Source organism: Neobacillus sp. NPDC093182 (assembly GCF_044754045.1).
In genome coordinates this window covers 91790-107604 of sequence record NZ_JBIVOI010000004.1, presented here as the reverse complement: position 1 = coordinate 107604, position 15815 = coordinate 91790, and the positions used below count along the sequence as shown (strand labels likewise).

Here is a 15815-nt window from a genome sequence, read left to right as displayed (position 1 = left end):
AAAAGTAGAAAAGGAGATTGGTAGAATGAATGTAAACGAAATGATGGCAGGATGGACCTCGTACTTTTATCAGCTGCCAAACCTATTATTTGCGCTTCTAGTCTTATTGATTGGCTGGTTGATTGCCAAAAGCATTGGTAAAAGTGTAGAAGCTCTTTTAAAGAAAACAAAATTTGATGATAAGTTTTTTGCCAACGTTGGTACAAAGAAATATTCTTCTGAAATCATTATAGGAAAAATTGTTTATTATATCTTACTGGTTGTCGTGTGGATTATCTTTTTTAATATGCTTAACTTAAGCCTAATCGCGACGCCGCTCGTACAAATGCTGACGATGATTACAGCAGCGATTCCAAACTTATTAAAAGCTGCCCTTATTTTACTATTTGCCTGGGGTGTTGCTTCGCTGCTTCGTATCCTTTTTAAAAAGGGGGCGGCAATGGTTCATTTGGAACGTCGCTTCGTTCAATGGAAAATCGCGATCAGTCAAAGTGAAGCGGTAAACAAGGTAAACGGTATCGCAAAGGCAATCTTTTATTTCGTCCTGTTACTATTCTTACCTGGAGTATTAGGAGCCTTACAGATTGAAGGAGTGTCAGAACCATTTGCCGATACGCTTTCAACCCTACTTGCGTTTATACCTAAGCTATTTGCGGCGGCCCTTATTGTGTTTGTCGGCTGGCTGATTGCAAAAATAGTTCGAGATATCCTAACCAATTTCTTAAGCAGCATTGGAACGGAAAAACTTGGTCAACGTCTAGGACTCGTAAAAACGACGGATAGTACAAGTCTTTCTAGCATAATTGGAAACATCGCGTTTATTTTAATCTTAATTCCTACCATCATTACAGCCTTAGAAAAGCTTGAGTTGAAAGGCATTTCTGATCCAGCCATTGCTATGCTTCAAGATGTGGTATCGATTATTCCGAACATTGCGGTAGCCGTTATTTTGATTTTAGTTGGGATATGGCTTGGAAAATGGGTGGAGAAAGTCGTTGCACAAATGCTTTGGCGTTTAAAGGTTGATAATGTTTTTAACCATATGGGTCTCGGCTCACTTAAACCGGAGCAATCCACCTACACACTTTCTCAAATTATTGGATTGTTAGCAAAAATCGTTGTTATTTTATTATTTACGGTTGAAGCCTTACAAATTGTTCAATTGGAGTTCCTCGTCGTTCTTGGAACAGGTGTGATTTCGTATTTACCGATGTTGTTTGCCGCCCTTATTATCTTAGGGATTGGTTTATATCTAGGTAATTTCGTGCAGCGTATTTTACAAAATATCCTTAAGAACAGCTATTCTAATACCCTCGCTGCGACAGCGAAATATGCCATCTTTTCGATCACCATTTTTATGGCATTAGATCAACTGGGGGTAGCGCACTCCATCGTCAATGCTGCCTTTATTCTCCTTTTAGGCGGATTAGCATTAGCGTTTGGACTTGCCTTCGGACTTGGAGGAAAAGACTTTGCTTCCAAATATCTGCGTAAACTGGACAATAAAATCGATAATAAAATAATAGAATAAGAGATTCAATCAGGTAACAATCCGGATCTACGTGATTTCGGATTGTTATTTTTATAAGAAGGGAGGAAGGCTAATCAATGACGATTATAAATCTATTATTGGTAGCCCTTTTAATTGCACTAACGGGCTTTTTTGTGGCGATAGAATTTGCGATTGTAAAGGTTCGTCCATCTAGAATTGATCAATTGATTGCGGAAGGGAAAAAGGGTGCTGTTTCTGCTAAAAAGGTAGTAAACCACCTAGATGAATACCTTTCAGCATGTCAACTAGGGATAACCGTTACGGCACTCGGACTCGGTTGGCTGGGAGAACCCACTGTGGAAAAACTAATCCATCCCTTGTTTTCTGTATTAAATATCAATGAGTCGCTTTCACATATTATTTCTTTTATTCTTGCCTTTGCATCCGTGACGTTTCTGCATGTCGTAGTGGGGGAATTAGCCCCGAAAACCGTGGCCATTCATAAAGCCGAAGAGGTGTCACTCCTGTTAGCTGCTCCGATCATAGGGTTTACCAAGGTAATGCGGCCCTTTATTTGGGCACTAAATGGCTCTGCCAGGGTGCTGGTCGGACTCTTTGGCTTAAAGCCGGAATCCGAACAGGAATTAGCTCATTCTGAGGAAGAGCTTCGTTTGCTGTTGTCGGAAAGCTATAAGCGGGGTGAAATCAATCAAAATGAATTAAACTATGTAAACAATATTTTTGAATTTGATGAGAGAGTGGCAAAAGAAATAATGGTGCCCCGTACGGAGATCAGTTCGTTATCGATTAACGATTCCATTGATGTGGCTTTAAAAAAGATAAGAAGGGAGCATTATTCTCGGTATCCTGTCATGGAGGGTGACAAAGACAACATTATAGGCATTCTTAACGTTAAAGTGATGGTAACGGCCCAACAAATGAATAAAAATCATAAGGAAGAAGGGAGTCTAAGACCCTTCATTAAACCTGTGATTAAAGCCATTGAAACCATCCCGATCCATGACTTATTGGTGAGAATGCAGAAAGAACGCACGCAAATGGCGATCCTTGTCGATGAATACGGCGGTACATCTGGGTTAGTGACAGTTGAGGATATTATTGAGGAAATTGTTGGTGAGGTAAGAGATGAATTTGATAACGATGAAGTAGCAAAGATTCAAAAGGTAAAGGAAAACCATTATTTACTGGATGGTAAAGTGTTAATTGAGGATGTTAACAATTTACTCGGTACAAACATAACGGGCGAAAGAATCGATACGATCGGTGGCTGGTTTCTTACACAAAACTTTGACGTTGGTATTGGGACAGAGGCTAAATTCGATGGATACCTGTTCAAAGTCCGTGAGGCTGTTGGTCACCATATTTTGTATTTAGATGTAAAAAAAATTGTCAGCTAAGCAAATGGAAGGCACACGTCATTTTAGATAACGTGTGCCTTTTTATGTCCGTATGTGGATCGATTTGGGATTGAACCTGCCCTTATGGTGATGATTGGTGCTCGCTAATCGGCGTATGTTGGGAATCTTTAAGTTTTTCCTCCATAATTTTAATGTCATTTTTAAAAAGCTTGGAAAGTACGTTTTCTTCACCGAATAACAGAATCTGATCGCCTTCGTGTATTTTTGTCTGATAGATATTTTTTCTAAGTTTTAATTCGCCTCTTTTGATAAACAATACAACAAACTCTAACTGGTCATGATCAGGAATCACTTGATTGATCTGTTTTTGAAAGAGAGAAGATTCTTTATAGATATGAAGATTTAGCAGCTTGTCTTGTTTTTCAGACATAAAGATATCTCTTATTGGCAGATCACCAAGTTCAATATTCTGTTTCATTTCCTGCTTAAATAACTTGGATAACTTAGTTTGCACACGCTTTAGCTTTAAAATAGCAAAAGCAAGCAAAACACCGCCTGCAGCATAGAAAATATCTTTTGTACGAAGATCCTCAGATAAGATATTACTAATCGAAGAAATGATAACCGCAAGGGAGAAGGCCCCAAACAGGATTAGAAAAGTGGCTAGTTTCCTGCGAACCGGGTGACCTAAAATCAGCTCAGACTCTCCAGTTGTAAAACCTGTACCTGTCATTAATGAAATGACCTGAAACCTTGAAACCTCCAATTTGAGGTCCGTAAGCCGAAAAAGAATCACAAAAATTTCGATGACAGCGGTAATGATGATGAAATAGATGAGTAGAAAGAATAGATTCATTTTTTCACCTCTGAATCCAAAAAATTGGCTGGGGCTACAAGCGCCCCAACCTTTTGATCACTGCATTTTCTCTAAATAAACGAACAGTTCGTGTGACTTACTAGTTAAATACCCGATATATGCGGCCTTAAACTTTTTAAATAACCTTTTTAAACGATATTTCAATAGATTACGAGTATTTCAAAACGATTAAATGGAAAAAAAGAAGTTTTAGAATTGTCATGAGGTGGTACAACATAAACAAGGTTACAAGTTAACCTGAATGACGAAAGTGGAATCTATGAATCAGATCAGAATTGCAAAAAAAATCTAAAGGAGGAAGTAGAAATGGCTAATAATAATGAGACAATGAGCAGGGAAGAAGCGGGACGCAAAGGTGGAGAGGCTACCTCAAAAAACCACGATAAAGAATTCTATCAAGAAATCGGAGAAAAAGGTGGAGAAGCCACCTCAAAAAACCACGATAAAGAATTCTATCAAGAAATTGGAGAAAAAGGTGGAGAGGCCACCTCAAAAAACCACGATAAAGAATTCTATCAAGAAATTGGAGAAAAAGGTGGAGAAGCCACCTCGAAGAATCATGATGAAGATTTTTATCAAGAGATTGGCCGAAAAGGTGGAGAATCGCGGGGGAACCAACGTAATAACGACTAACCCATTTGTAATGAGAATTGCCGGTTTACTGGAATGAATAAGAAGCTTGTGCAAATTTGTACAGGCTTCTTTTCTTGAAATGGGATTTAAAGGAGGCCTTTATATGAAACGAGTTGTATCGATGAAAGGACTTTTAACGGTTTTAGGAATGGGAGTATCGGTCGCAAAGTGGTTAGCCTCAAAACCCAACAGAATGAAGGTAAAAAATATACTCGGAAAATTGAACATTACACCTACGCTTAATAAGAAATAAACATTTCCTAATAGAAATGAGGAAATCAAAAGACGTGCGGTGCTTCGCATGTCTTTTTGTGTGATCAACTATTTTTACAGGGGCGACAAAAAATGTGGGATTAGCTTCTTAAGGAACGGGTATTTATTCTTAAAGGGTTTTCATGAATGGAGTTGAGGAACATGCTGCAAACGAAGGCATTTCGATTTGGTTACGGTCTTTTGCTTATTTTTTTAATTATTTTTATAGCCATGAAAATTGATTTTATTTTCCAGCCTTTTTTTTTACTTGTCCAAACACTGTTTTTCCCCTTCTTGTTGTCCGGAGTGCTCTATTACTTGTTTCGCCCACTGGTGAATTATCTTCAGTTAAAAAATATCCCAAGAACATTTTCTATCCTGTTGATCTATTTACTATTTGGTCTGTTAATCACATTATTAATCTTTCTTGGCGGACCCGTTCTGAAAGAGCAAATGAAAAGTTTCGTCGATAGTACGCCTCAACTTATGGAGGCGATACCGGACAAATTGACTGAGCTGCAACAGAGTAAATGGATCAATCAGTTACAGGAAAATAACAGTATTGATGTAGAAAAGGCTTCCGAAGCGATTACAAAGTCGGTTTCCTCAAGCCTCGCTAAAATTGGAACAAATTTCATGAATATTATTGGGGTGCTTGCAAGTATTGTAATTGTTTTTACTACTGTTCCGTTTATTCTCTATTACATGTTAAAAGAAGGCGAAAAGGCGCCATTGTATATTCTCCGTTTATTGCCAGCCCAGCAGCAGAAAAATGGACGAAAAATATTAGCAGATTTAGATGAAGCGCTCAGCTCGTATATCAAAGGCCAAGTTCTTGTTAGTGTTTGTATAGGTGTCATGCTTTTTATCGGTTATTTGCTTATTGACCTTGACTACTCCCTTCTTGTTGCGATTTTTGCCATGTTCACCAATGTTATCCCGTTTATCGGTCCGATTCTTGCGACTATTCCTGCAATGATTATTGCGTCTATCGACTCACCGATTATGGTGGTTAAAGTCCTCATGGTTATGATTGTTGTCCAACAGATTGAAGGACATATTATTTCACCTCAGGTGATGGGGAAAAAGTTAGAGATCCATCCGCTCACGATCATATCCTTGTTACTTGCTGCAGGACGTATAGGAGGGGTTCTCGGGTTAATCATAGCGGTTCCCGTGTATGCGGTCATAAAGGTAATTGCCCATCATACCTATCGATTATGGAAGCTGAGAAAAGAGAAATCAATAGAGAAAAAAATCATCAAGGGGGAGAACAATGATGAGACGAAGTCATATAACGATGCGATTTTTTGAATAAAATCAACAAGTTTTACTGACAAAGTTTCAAGTTTATACATGAATGGGTAAATAAAAGGAGAGAAGTTAGGGAGGTAAAACAAATGTTATCAAAAGAAGAGCTGAGCTATTTTAAGAAAAAATTACTACAACTTAAAGAAGAAACCATTCAAATGGCAGAAGCCAGTCAGCCTTTATCGTTCGAGGATTACGGAGAACTAACAAGCTATGATAATCATTTTGCCGATACAGCCACACAATTAGAAGAACGAGAAAGACAAAGGGTTTTGCATGATACAGCAAACAATCTCCTCGAAGAAGTGAATGAGGCTTTGGAGCGGATTAACACAGGAACTTATGGTGTTTGTGTCGATACAGGAGAACCAATTTCCTATGAAAGGCTTAAAGCCCTGCCGTATGCCAAACGAACGGTAAAAGCGCAAAAAGAGCAGGAGAAAGAGAATATCGCTAGCCTTCCGGAGGATCCGTCATTTTTGACCCCGGAGGAAGATGTAAGAGGAGATAAGCGGATTCAAACCGTAGATGAACTGATAAGCGTGCATGGAAACTCATCGTCATAAAATTTATTCATAAAAAAATGTCTTCTTTTCGAGAGAAAGGAAGGCATTTTTAAGTTGAATGGAATTGCTAAATAAAAAAGAGCTGGGGTCCTAGGACCCCAACCACTGCTCTATTATTGAATTTTTTCATTGTAAAATTGAACGGAATACTGTGCTCCCTCGCTGACCATATCGTTATCGGGAAAATCCTTCGGGTGCGGATTGCCGGCCTTTTCGATTGGAAGCTGCTCTGATTTAGCGTATACGTTCGGAATCACCTTACGTTTCAAGTCTCTTAACATACTTTCAGCTTTAATTCGGTTAGGTTTGTTTGATAGCCATACTGCTGAGGCTCCAATTCCTACTGCGACCAGTGAGCTCATACTTACGACTTTATTCATCATGAAAACCTCCTTAGAATTTGGACTTGTTTTGTACATACCCGTTTCATTTCTCTATTAAACATTTTTTTACGTTTGGTTTACTCTTTTTAGGGGAATCAAAGGATGGACTGGGAGAGGAGGGGCTAGTTTGGAGAGAAATATCGATTTTGACCAATGGAAATGGGTTCAATTAAATAAGAATGAGCTGAATGCGGTATGGGATCAGGAGACCATGCTGTCAAACTGGTTAATGAGTGTTCGAAAAAATAACAACAATTGCGTGAAAGTGCAGGGGTTAATCGATGGGGAAAGGGTTGTGAATGGTTCGCTTATTTATAGACAAAATGTCGATGAGGAAGAGAACCATGAGATTTTTCATTTCTATATAACTGGTAATACCTTATTTACGATTGATTTAGAATTTACCTCTTTTAAACAACTGGCTCCAGAAGTGATGCTGCGGCAGCTAAATAAAGCGGAGAATGCAGTAGATGGCTTTTTATTTTTTCTGGGAGAGCTGGTTAATGACTTACTGGTCGAGATTGACCAGTTCGAGGAGTCACTCTATAAGCTGATGTGGGGTATGAAAAAGAGGAATGAAATGCGGATTTTGGAACATGTCTTTCGTCAGCGGCATGAACTGTTGGTTTGTAAAAATCTATTAATTCCGATTCAGGAGCTGAAAATGGCAATCGAGGAAACCAATTTCCCTGCAGTCAATAACGGAGAAGTTTTTATCCGGACGTGCAAACGGATTGACCGGGCGATGGTTTTGCTGAGAGAGTACGAGGAGGAGTTAGACTCAATTATTCATTTAGAAGAGGTGATATCCTCCCACCGGGGAAATGAAATTATGAAAACCTTAACGGTCCTGACGATTGTTTTTACCCCGATTATGGCGTTAGGGGCGCTATGGGGAATGAATTTTAAACATATGCCTGAGCTCGAGTGGAAGTATGGTTACCTTGTTGCACTTCTTTCCATAGGGTTGTCGACAGTACTCCTCTATGGATACATAAAAACCAAGGGCTGGACAGGCGATCTCTTAAAAGGGAAAAAGAAAGGTTCATTTTTTCATTGAAAAAGGTTTGATACCTGACCTATCGGGTATAACACTATCAAGGTTAGAAACTAGCTAACCTGTAATCACAATAGAGTAGAAAGAGGGTGGTTGAAGTATGTGGTTGCATGTTCGGTAAGACCGATAGGAATGAAAAACAGCAATCTGAACAAATAAAAGGAGGAAACGATCATGGGTAAAAATTATGTAGATGACAAAGAAATGGAATCATTAAGACGTAAGGATGAAAATGAATTTACGGACAGTTATGAAAAAGGTCGAACGGGATATAACGATGGTCAAGATCCTTCGAGGAAGCAGGAGTTCCCTGGCGATGAAATTGTGGAAGATATAAGAGAGCTTTCACGTCAGCGGGGGCAAAGAGACGGCGACCCAGCCTTTTTAAGCGGTGAAAATGTCCAACACGAGAATGACAGGCAAAGATATGGGGATACGATTTCCAAGAATGCGGATAAAGAATTTCAGCAACGGGATGAAGATTCGAGATCGGAATCGGAGAATAAAAGTAACTATTAAAATAGTATCTGATTCTTAATCTGCCATACACTACCTTTACTATATAAAAGAGGCTTGCACGAATGGGTGCAAGCCTCTTCTTATATCCAAATCACTACTATTTCACTAGGAATTTATGTCTATTCGTAACTCTTCCTAATTTTGGTATAATGCTAGAAAAATATTTTTTTAAAAAATAGGTTTAGCTTTTTACTATAAAGGGTATGTAAACATTAAATATTTTCAGAGGTGATGATATGAAAGTAAATATAGAAAAAAATCAGAATGAAAACGAATATTTCGTGAGTGTCAGCGGAGAGATCGATGCGTATACAGCCCCAAAGCTGCGAGAAGAGATGCTGCCTCTTACGGAGGGCAAAAATAAAGTGATTACGGTGAATCTGAGGGATGTCTCGTACTTGGATAGTACGGGTCTTGGAGTGTTTGTAGGGATGTTCAAGCAGCTCAACAAAAATGAGGGGGAACTAAAGCTGGTTGAGTTATCAGACCGGCTGAAGCGTCTGTTTAACATTACCGGTTTAAGCCATATTATGAGTATTTCTGACAAAGCAGAGGATGGGGGACGATGAGACAAGTGATGGATTATGTTGAAATGAAGATTCCAGCCAAACCAGAATATGTTGGTGTCATTCGGTTAACGATTTCAGGGATAGCCAGCAACATGGGTTATACATATGAGCAAATTGAGGATATTAAAATTGCTGTAAGTGAAGCGTGCACAAACGCGGTACAGCATGCCTATCCGGAAGAGGAAGTCGGAGAAGTGATTGTCGGCTTCGGCATTTATGAGGATAAGTTAGAAACGATGGTTGCTGACAGTGGTCAAAGCTTTAATTTTTTACAGACAAAAAATGAACTGGGCCCATATACAGAATCAAGCACAGTCGATCAACTGTCAGAGGGAGGGTTAGGTCTGTATCTGATCGAAACGCTCATGGATGAAGTCCGTGTATCGAATACTTCCGGAGTAACGGTCTTCATGGTGAAGTATCTAGGCGGGGAGCGTGAAAACCATGGCAAAACCACCTCAGGCCATGAAACGAACTAAGGAAGAAGTCTATGCGTTGATCCTGGATTTTCAGGAGAACGAGAGCGAGACCGCCCAAACCCTCTTAGTGGAACAGTACACCAATCTGATCGGGAGCATTGCTAGAAAGTATTCAAAAGGCAGGAATTTGCATGAAGATATCATGCAGGTAGGGATGATTGGATTGTTATCCAGCATTAGACGGTTTGACCCTAGTACCGGGAATCCATTTGAGGCCTATTTAGTTCCGATGGTGATTGGTGAAATTAAACGATTTTTAAGGGACAAGACATGGGATGTTCATGTACCAAGACGAATAAAAGAAATGTGGCCAAAATTGAATGGAGCAGTGGACGAGCTGACCAACCGCTTTCAACGCTCACCAAAGATACATGAAATCGCTGAGCATTTAGGGATTTCGGAAGAAGAAGTACTGGAAACAATGGAATTAGGAAAAGGGTATCAAACGGCGTCTGTGGATCAAACGATTGAAACTGGTTCAGACGGCAGCGGGGTTACAGCGTTAGATGTGATCGGATCAGAAGACAAAGGCTTTGAAAAAGTCGACCAGCAGCTGCTGGTGGAGAGTGCCCTTCATGTGTTGGACGAAAGGGAGAAGCAAATTATTCAGTGGACATTTATCGAAAACAAAAGTCAGCGCGAAGTAGGGGAATTCTTGGGGATTTCGCAAATGCATGTATCCCGGCTGCAAAAAAAGGCGATCGAAAAATTGCGGAAGGTTCTTGCTAGTAACCCCGACTCGACGTAAAAAAATGCCTGACCCTGAACGGTTGGATGACCGAGGCCAGGCATCATCTATTGCAAAGGGGGCGAAGCCAAATGCCAATGAAGATTGTCATAGTAGATGATAATAAAACAAATCTAATGATTGTCGAGAAAATCCTAAGGAAAGCTGGCTATAATAGGTTGCTAAAGCTGTCATCTGCAGCAGAGTTATATCAGTATTTACAGCTTGATGCACCTAATCCCGGCGAAGTGCCGGTAGACTTAATTTTAATGGATATGATGATGCCGGAAATTGATGGAATTGAAGCATGCCGGACAGTTTTGGCCAATGAACGGTTTTCCGACCTGCCGATTATTTTTGTTACGGCGATGGGAGATTCCAATAAAATGGCCGAGGCGATGGACGCGGGAGCCCTCGATTATGTGATGAAACCGATTAATAAAGTCGAACTCCTCGCCCGGATTCGTTCCGTTCTAAGGTTAAAGCAAGAAAAAGACTTGCGGAAGGAACGGGACAGACGAATTGAATATGAACTCGATTTGGCTAGGCAGGTGCAAAGAAGTATGCTCAGCAGCCCCCTCCAGGAAAAGGATGTCAGTATTTCTTCTGTGTACCGGCCAACCTTTGAACTGGCTGGGGACTTTTATGCCTGGTATCAGATTAGTCCAAATCAATATGGGGTAATTCTTCTCGATATGATGGGTCATGGGATTTCATCCTCGCTAGTAGGGATGTACATCTATTCCGCGTTAAAAGATACGATTACTGGAATCGCGGATCCGGAAAAGGTCATGAAGGAACTGAATAGGAGGATGAATCAGCTCCATACACCTGATAGTTTAATGAACTACTATTTTACGGCGATTTACTTTGTCCTCGATACGAAAAAACAAACCATCGAGTACGTGAATGCTGGTCATCCTGCGGGAATTGCGATTGTCGACCAGGAAGTGAAACTGTTAACAGAAGGATCATGCGCGCTCGGGTTTTTTGAGGAGGTTGAAGTTACCAAAGGGGTTATTCCTTATCGCGATTCTGCCCGTATCCTGCTGTTTACGGATGGGTTATCAGAATGGCTGGAGGAGAAATATGAAGATGCGACGGATAAGCTGATTGGCTCCTTACAAGCAGAGGACATCCAGGATCCTGCGGCGTTGCTTCATCAGCTGCAGCCAGGCTGGGAGCTGGTAAATCCTCCAAAAGATGATATGTGTCTTGTCTTGATTTCTACAAATGCCTCATCATAAAGGGTGTCAGCAGTTTTGCTGACACCCCAATTCTGTGTTTATTACTCACCTAGATAGGCTTCAAACATCCATCTATGCTTTTCTAATGAGGTGCGAATGTGAACAAGCAAATCGGCAGTCGGCTGATCTTCATTTTCCTCAGCAAGCGAGATACCTTCAGTCAGCTCGTTACAGATCATCTCAAAATCGTCCGCCAGTGATTGGACCATTTGCTGCGCGTCTTCATCACCTGTTGCTTCTTTTAGTGTGGTAAGTTCCAGGACCTCCGTAAGGGTTGCCACCGGCAATGCCCTTTGCGACAGCATTCTTTCCGCAATTGTATCAAGATGTAAGGCAGCTTCCTTGTAAAGTTCCTCAAATTTAAGGTGCAGGGTAAAAAAGTTCTCTCCCTTTACATACCAGTGGAAATGGTAGAGTTTCATATGAAGAACGGAAAAGTTCGCCACCTGCCTGTTGAGTGTATCCGTTAAGGAATTGTTTTTCGATTTCGTTTTTGTAGTTGTTGCCATATTTTTAACCTCCCATATTGTGGTGTCACTATTTACATACCCTGCTGACCGCCATTTGAAACTACTAAATTTTTATAGCAGGAGGTTGGGTCCTATTTCCCATTGGGTGAGATTGCTAGAAACGATATGATAGAATCATCTATTTTTTACAAAGGGGGAAAGCAGAGAATGAAGGGATTCCATTTCAACATCCACACGAAAATTATTACAGGCTATTTATTCATTTTGGTTTGCTTAGTCGTCTCCCTGCTGATCGTTATGGATCGGATGTCGGCTATGCAGAAAGAGGTCGATTTCGTAACGCAGCATGATATGGAGGTACACAATTTAGCAAATCAGATACAAAAAAATGTATTAGATATCGAAACGGGCATGAGAGGGTATGTGATTACCGGCAATGAGGAGTACCTTGAGCCTTACAATACAGCCAGCCGGAACTGGCTCGACAACTACAATACACTCCATTCCCTGCTCGCGGATAACGGGACACAGCAGCGAAATTTAGAAGAAATGAAACCTCTGATACTTAACTGGATCACCGGCTCAGCAGAACATGTCGTGAATCAGAAAAAGGAAAATAACCAGGCGGCATTAGACGAGCATTTTACAGAGAACAAAGGTAAAAAAATGACGGATGAACTCCGGGCGCATTTTGATACCTTCCTTGAAAATCAAAAGAACCTGACAAACGAGCGTGTGGAGAAGCTGAGTCAGGACAACAATAATTTAAAAATTACGTTGTATGGCCTGATCATAGTGGTTACCTTGATTACGATTGCCACGGCGGTATTCCTGTCGAATTCGATAGTCAAAACGATTAAGCAGGTTGTCACCACGATTAACAGTGTTACGGATTCAAGAGAGACAGAGGTAGACCTTTCCACCAGAATCGAGGTCAGCACACATGATGAGACCCGCGAGCTGGCGGAAGCGATGAACGAGCTTCTCAGCAATCTGGAGAAACAAAATTGGGTTCAGAAAAGCGTCGCGGAAATCTCGACCATGTACCAGGGAATGACGGACCTGACAGAATTGACGCATGCCTTTATCACCAAGCTTACACCTATGCTGGAAGCGGTCTATGGTGTTGTTTATCTTCGCAGGAATCAAGGCAGTGAAGTTCGTTATGTGAAAGAGGCCGGTTATGCCATTGTCTCGGAAGAAAGGGCTGTAGCGAGTTTCCGGTTAGGAGAAGGGTTAATTGGCCAGGCGGCAATGGATAAAAGAATCTTCCTGATTGATAAACTGCCAGAGGAACATTTTAAAGTCGCATCGGGGTTAGGGGAATCTTCTCCGCGAAATCTTTTGGTAGCGCCGATTTTAGTCGATGGCAGGGTTGAAGCAGTGGTGGAGTTCGCGGCGTTTCAGCCTTTTAAGGCGCAGCATTTAACCTTATTGGATCTGCTTCAGGATAAGTTTGGCTCTGCGATTACCAATGTGGCGGGACGGATGGAAGTGGAAAGGCTGCTCGGGGAATCACAGGTGTTAACCGAAGAACTTCAGGCGCAATCAGAGGAACTTCAAGCCCAATCAGAAGAACTGCAAATGCAGCAGGAACAGCTGCGGATTACCAATGAATATTTAGAAGAACAGAAGCATTACGCCGAACAAAGGGCGTTCGAGCTGAAAAAAGCAAAGGATGAACTGGAGGACTATTCAAGAAAACTGCAGATGAGCTCGCAGTATAAAACCGATTTTCTCGCGAATATGTCTCACGAGCTGCGCACGCCATTAAACAGTATTTTGATTCTGTCTCAAATGCTGATGGAAAATGACGGGGACATGGACAGTGCAGAAGTCAAGGAATCCTCCCGGGTCGTCTACACGGCCGGTAGTGATTTGCTCCGGCTGATTGATGATATCCTCGATTTATCAAAAATTGAAGCAGGTAAAATTGAAATTTTAACAGATGAAGTGAACGTGACGGAAATTCCACAAATGATGAAGAGCATGTTTGATCCTGTTGCAGCGAAAAAGAATCTTGCCTTTGAGGTGCATACAGCTGCAAATGTCCCTTCTGTGATTACAACAGACGGACAGCGCTTGCAGCAAATTTGGAAGAATCTATTATCCAATGCCTTTAAGTTTACGGAACAGGGTTCTATAACAGTAAACATTGAACTGGCACAACCAGAAAAGGTGGAGGAACTCTTGCCTGGCCTGGATGAAGAGGAAATGGTACTGGCCATCTCTGTGACGGATACAGGTATTGGAATCGCTCAGGAGAAGCAGCAAATTATCTTCGAGGCGTTTCAACAGGTGGATGGCACGACCAACCGGCTATTTGGCGGTACTGGTCTAGGATTATCGATATGCCGTGAATTTACCCGTTTACTTGGCGGGGCGATCACGGTTCAAAGTGAGCCGGATAAAGGAAGCACGTTTACCCTGTATATCCCTGGCAGACTAGAAGCAGCCGAATATGCACGTCAGCTTAATCAATTGGCACTGGATGAGGCTGCGGTAAGTGTCATTGAGGTGGCAGAGGAACAGCATCCGGTAAGCGAAGAAACAGAAACGGACCTGGTAGTGGAAGCGGAGGCTTCAGATGACCAGTTGTTTAAAGGAAAGAAAGTATTGTTGGTAGAAGATGATCGACGCAATGTTTTTGCGCTTGTAACTGCTCTGGAGAAAAAAGGAGTGAAGGTTCAAGTCGCGGATAACGGTAAAACGGCAATTGAATTTTTACAGGAGCAAGCAGATTTTGACCTTGTTTTCATGGATATCATGATGCCAGTGATGGGTGGCTATGAAGCGATGAAGGTCATCAGGCAGGACTTGGAGATGGAGAGACTGCCGATTATTGCGCTGACGGCCAAGGCGATGAAAGGTGAACGTGATAAGTGTATGGAAGCAGGGGCTTCCGATTATATTATGAAACCATTAAATATCAATCAGTTATTCTCGTTAATGCGGGTGTGGCTGACCGAGCAGGTGAATGAAGATTGAACCAAACAACCAAAGAGATCGTAACAGAAATCAATCTGCTAGAGCCTAATGAACTTCAGGAAATCGAAATCAAATTGCTGCTTGAAGGCTTGTACCAAATGTATGGATATGACTTCCGCGGCTACGTCAGGGGTTCGATTGGCAGGAGGATTTTAAACCGAATGAAGGCGGAGAGGCTTCCAACCATTACAGCTTTATTAGAAAAAGTGCTCCACGAACCGGAGGTTTTAGAACGTCTGTTGAATGATTTTTCTATCCGGATGACGGAAATGTACCGGGATCCTAGTTTTTTTGCCGCCTTTCGGAACGAAGTGGTGCCTTTGCTCCGGGAGCTTCCGGAGATCCGGATTTGGCATGCCGGCTGTGCGACAGGTGAGGAGGTTTATTCCATGGCTATCCTTTTGCAGGAGGAGGGCCTTTCGGGGAAAACGAAAATCTACGCCACAGACATGAATGAAAAAGCTCTGATGGCTGCGCAAAAGGGAGCGTTTCCGCTTAAAAAGATGCAGCAATATACGAAAAACTACTTGAAAGCGGGTGGGAAAATGGCGTTTTCTGAGTACTATACTACGGACCATCAGTTTGCCTATTTTTCACCCAGCCTGACCGAGAACCTCACTTTCGCCCAGCACAACCTGGTGAGTGACAGTTCGTTTAATGAATTTCATGTGATACTATGCCGCAATGTCATGATCTATTTTGATAACACCCTGCAGCAGCAGGTTCATGGCCTATTCTATGACAGCCTGGCTGACGGCGGATTCATTGGCCTGGGAAGTAAAGAATCGATTCTAGGTATGCCAAAGGGTATGAAATATGTTGAATTTAATTCGTGTGAGAAGATATATCGAAAAAAGTAGGTGCCT

The 15815-nt window shown here is 41.5% G+C and carries 17 protein-coding genes; 14 read left to right on the top strand and 3 right to left on the bottom strand.

Going from position 1 to position 15815, the window contains the following annotated elements; genetic code table 11:
• The first annotated feature begins 25 nt into the window (after window positions 1-25).
• Window positions 26-1531: a mechanosensitive ion channel gene (locus ACIQAA_RS09590; protein WP_402618186.1), complete on the top strand. Its 1506-nt coding sequence runs from the start codon at window positions 26-28 to the stop codon at window positions 1529-1531.
• 77 nt (window positions 1532-1608) lie between these two features.
• Window positions 1609-2910, top strand: a complete 1302-nt coding sequence (locus tag ACIQAA_RS09585; protein WP_402618183.1) for a hemolysin family protein — start codon at window positions 1609-1611, stop codon at window positions 2908-2910.
• Window positions 2911-2992: 82 nt separating this feature from the next.
• Here the strand turns inward: ACIQAA_RS09585 and ACIQAA_RS09580 are convergent, their stop codons facing one another.
• Window positions 2993-3727 (bottom strand): hypothetical protein, encoded by a 735-nt coding sequence (locus ACIQAA_RS09580; RefSeq protein WP_402618180.1) that lies wholly within the window; start codon window positions 3725-3727, stop codon window positions 2993-2995.
• A gap of 327 nt (window positions 3728-4054) precedes the next feature.
• Here ACIQAA_RS09580 and ACIQAA_RS09575 point away from each other — a divergent pair, with 327 nt between their 5' ends.
• The 4 genes from ACIQAA_RS09575 (at window position 4055) to ACIQAA_RS09560 (ending at window position 6510) form a co-directional block, all read left to right on the top strand.
• On the top strand, window positions 4055-4381 hold the full coding sequence (locus ACIQAA_RS09575) for a KGG domain-containing protein (RefSeq protein ID WP_402618178.1): 327 nt from the start codon (window positions 4055-4057) through the stop codon (window positions 4379-4381).
• A 103-nt stretch (window positions 4382-4484) separates the two neighbouring features.
• On the top strand, window positions 4485-4634 hold the full coding sequence (locus ACIQAA_RS09570; RefSeq protein WP_402618175.1) for a hypothetical protein: 150 nt from the start codon (window positions 4485-4487) through the stop codon (window positions 4632-4634).
• A 161-nt stretch (window positions 4635-4795) separates the two neighbouring features.
• Window positions 4796-5947, top strand: coding sequence for an AI-2E family transporter (locus ACIQAA_RS09565; RefSeq protein WP_402618172.1), 1152 nt, complete (start codon window positions 4796-4798; stop codon window positions 5945-5947).
• Window positions 5948-6033: 86 nt separating this feature from the next.
• Window positions 6034-6510, top strand: a complete 477-nt coding sequence (locus ACIQAA_RS09560; RefSeq protein ID WP_402618170.1) for a TraR/DksA C4-type zinc finger protein — start codon at window positions 6034-6036, stop codon at window positions 6508-6510.
• A gap of 113 nt (window positions 6511-6623) precedes the next feature.
• Here ACIQAA_RS09560 and ACIQAA_RS09555 read toward each other — a convergent pair whose 3' ends face one another.
• Window positions 6624-6890 carry a hypothetical protein gene (locus tag ACIQAA_RS09555; protein WP_402618168.1) on the bottom strand — a complete coding sequence of 89 codons (267 nt, stop codon included), beginning with the start codon at window positions 6888-6890 and terminating at the stop codon, window positions 6624-6626.
• Window positions 6891-7020: 130 nt separating this feature from the next.
• Here ACIQAA_RS09555 and ACIQAA_RS09550 point away from each other — a divergent pair, with 130 nt between their 5' ends.
• The 6 genes from ACIQAA_RS09550 to ACIQAA_RS09525 all read left to right on the top strand — a co-directional run bounded on the left by ACIQAA_RS09550 (window position 7021) and on the right by ACIQAA_RS09525 (window position 11491).
• Window positions 7021-7953 (top strand): magnesium transporter CorA family protein, encoded by a 933-nt coding sequence (locus ACIQAA_RS09550; RefSeq protein ID WP_402618165.1) that lies wholly within the window; start codon window positions 7021-7023, stop codon window positions 7951-7953.
• 171 nt (window positions 7954-8124) lie between these two features.
• Entirely contained in the window at window positions 8125-8469 is a 345-nt protein-coding gene (locus tag ACIQAA_RS09545; RefSeq protein WP_402618162.1) for a hypothetical protein, read from the top strand.
• Between the two features lie 236 nt (window positions 8470-8705).
• Window positions 8706-9038, top strand: a complete 333-nt coding sequence (locus ACIQAA_RS09540; protein WP_402618159.1) for an anti-sigma factor antagonist — start codon at window positions 8706-8708, stop codon at window positions 9036-9038.
• Window positions 9035-9517, top strand: a complete 483-nt coding sequence (gene rsbW, locus ACIQAA_RS09535) for an anti-sigma B factor RsbW (RefSeq protein ID WP_402618156.1) — start codon at window positions 9035-9037, stop codon at window positions 9515-9517. Before ACIQAA_RS09540 ends, rsbW begins: the two co-directional genes overlap by 4 nt.
• Window positions 9483-10265, top strand: a complete 783-nt coding sequence (gene sigB / locus ACIQAA_RS09530; protein WP_402618153.1) for an RNA polymerase sigma factor SigB — start codon at window positions 9483-9485, stop codon at window positions 10263-10265. Before rsbW ends, sigB begins: the two co-directional genes overlap by 35 nt.
• A 77-nt stretch (window positions 10266-10342) precedes the next feature.
• Window positions 10343-11491, top strand: a complete 1149-nt coding sequence (locus ACIQAA_RS09525) for a PP2C family protein-serine/threonine phosphatase (protein WP_402618717.1) — start codon at window positions 10343-10345, stop codon at window positions 11489-11491.
• A 41-nt stretch (window positions 11492-11532) separates the two neighbouring features.
• Here ACIQAA_RS09525 and ACIQAA_RS09520 read toward each other — a convergent pair whose 3' ends face one another.
• Window positions 11533-12000 carry a Dps family protein gene (locus tag ACIQAA_RS09520; RefSeq protein ID WP_402618150.1) on the bottom strand — a complete coding sequence of 156 codons (468 nt, stop codon included), beginning with the start codon at window positions 11998-12000 and terminating at the stop codon, window positions 11533-11535.
• Between the two features lie 168 nt (window positions 12001-12168).
• Between ACIQAA_RS09520 and ACIQAA_RS09515 the strand changes: the two genes are divergently transcribed.
• Both ACIQAA_RS09515 and ACIQAA_RS09510 read left to right on the top strand, forming a co-directional pair.
• Entirely contained in the window at window positions 12169-14949 is a 2781-nt protein-coding gene (locus ACIQAA_RS09515) for a CHASE3 domain-containing protein (RefSeq protein ID WP_402618147.1), read from the top strand.
• Window positions 14946-15809 (top strand): CheR family methyltransferase, encoded by an 864-nt coding sequence (locus tag ACIQAA_RS09510; RefSeq protein WP_402618144.1) that lies wholly within the window; start codon window positions 14946-14948, stop codon window positions 15807-15809. The genes ACIQAA_RS09515 and ACIQAA_RS09510 overlap by 4 nt, the downstream gene beginning before the upstream one ends.
• Window positions 15810-15815 lie beyond the last annotated feature (6 nt).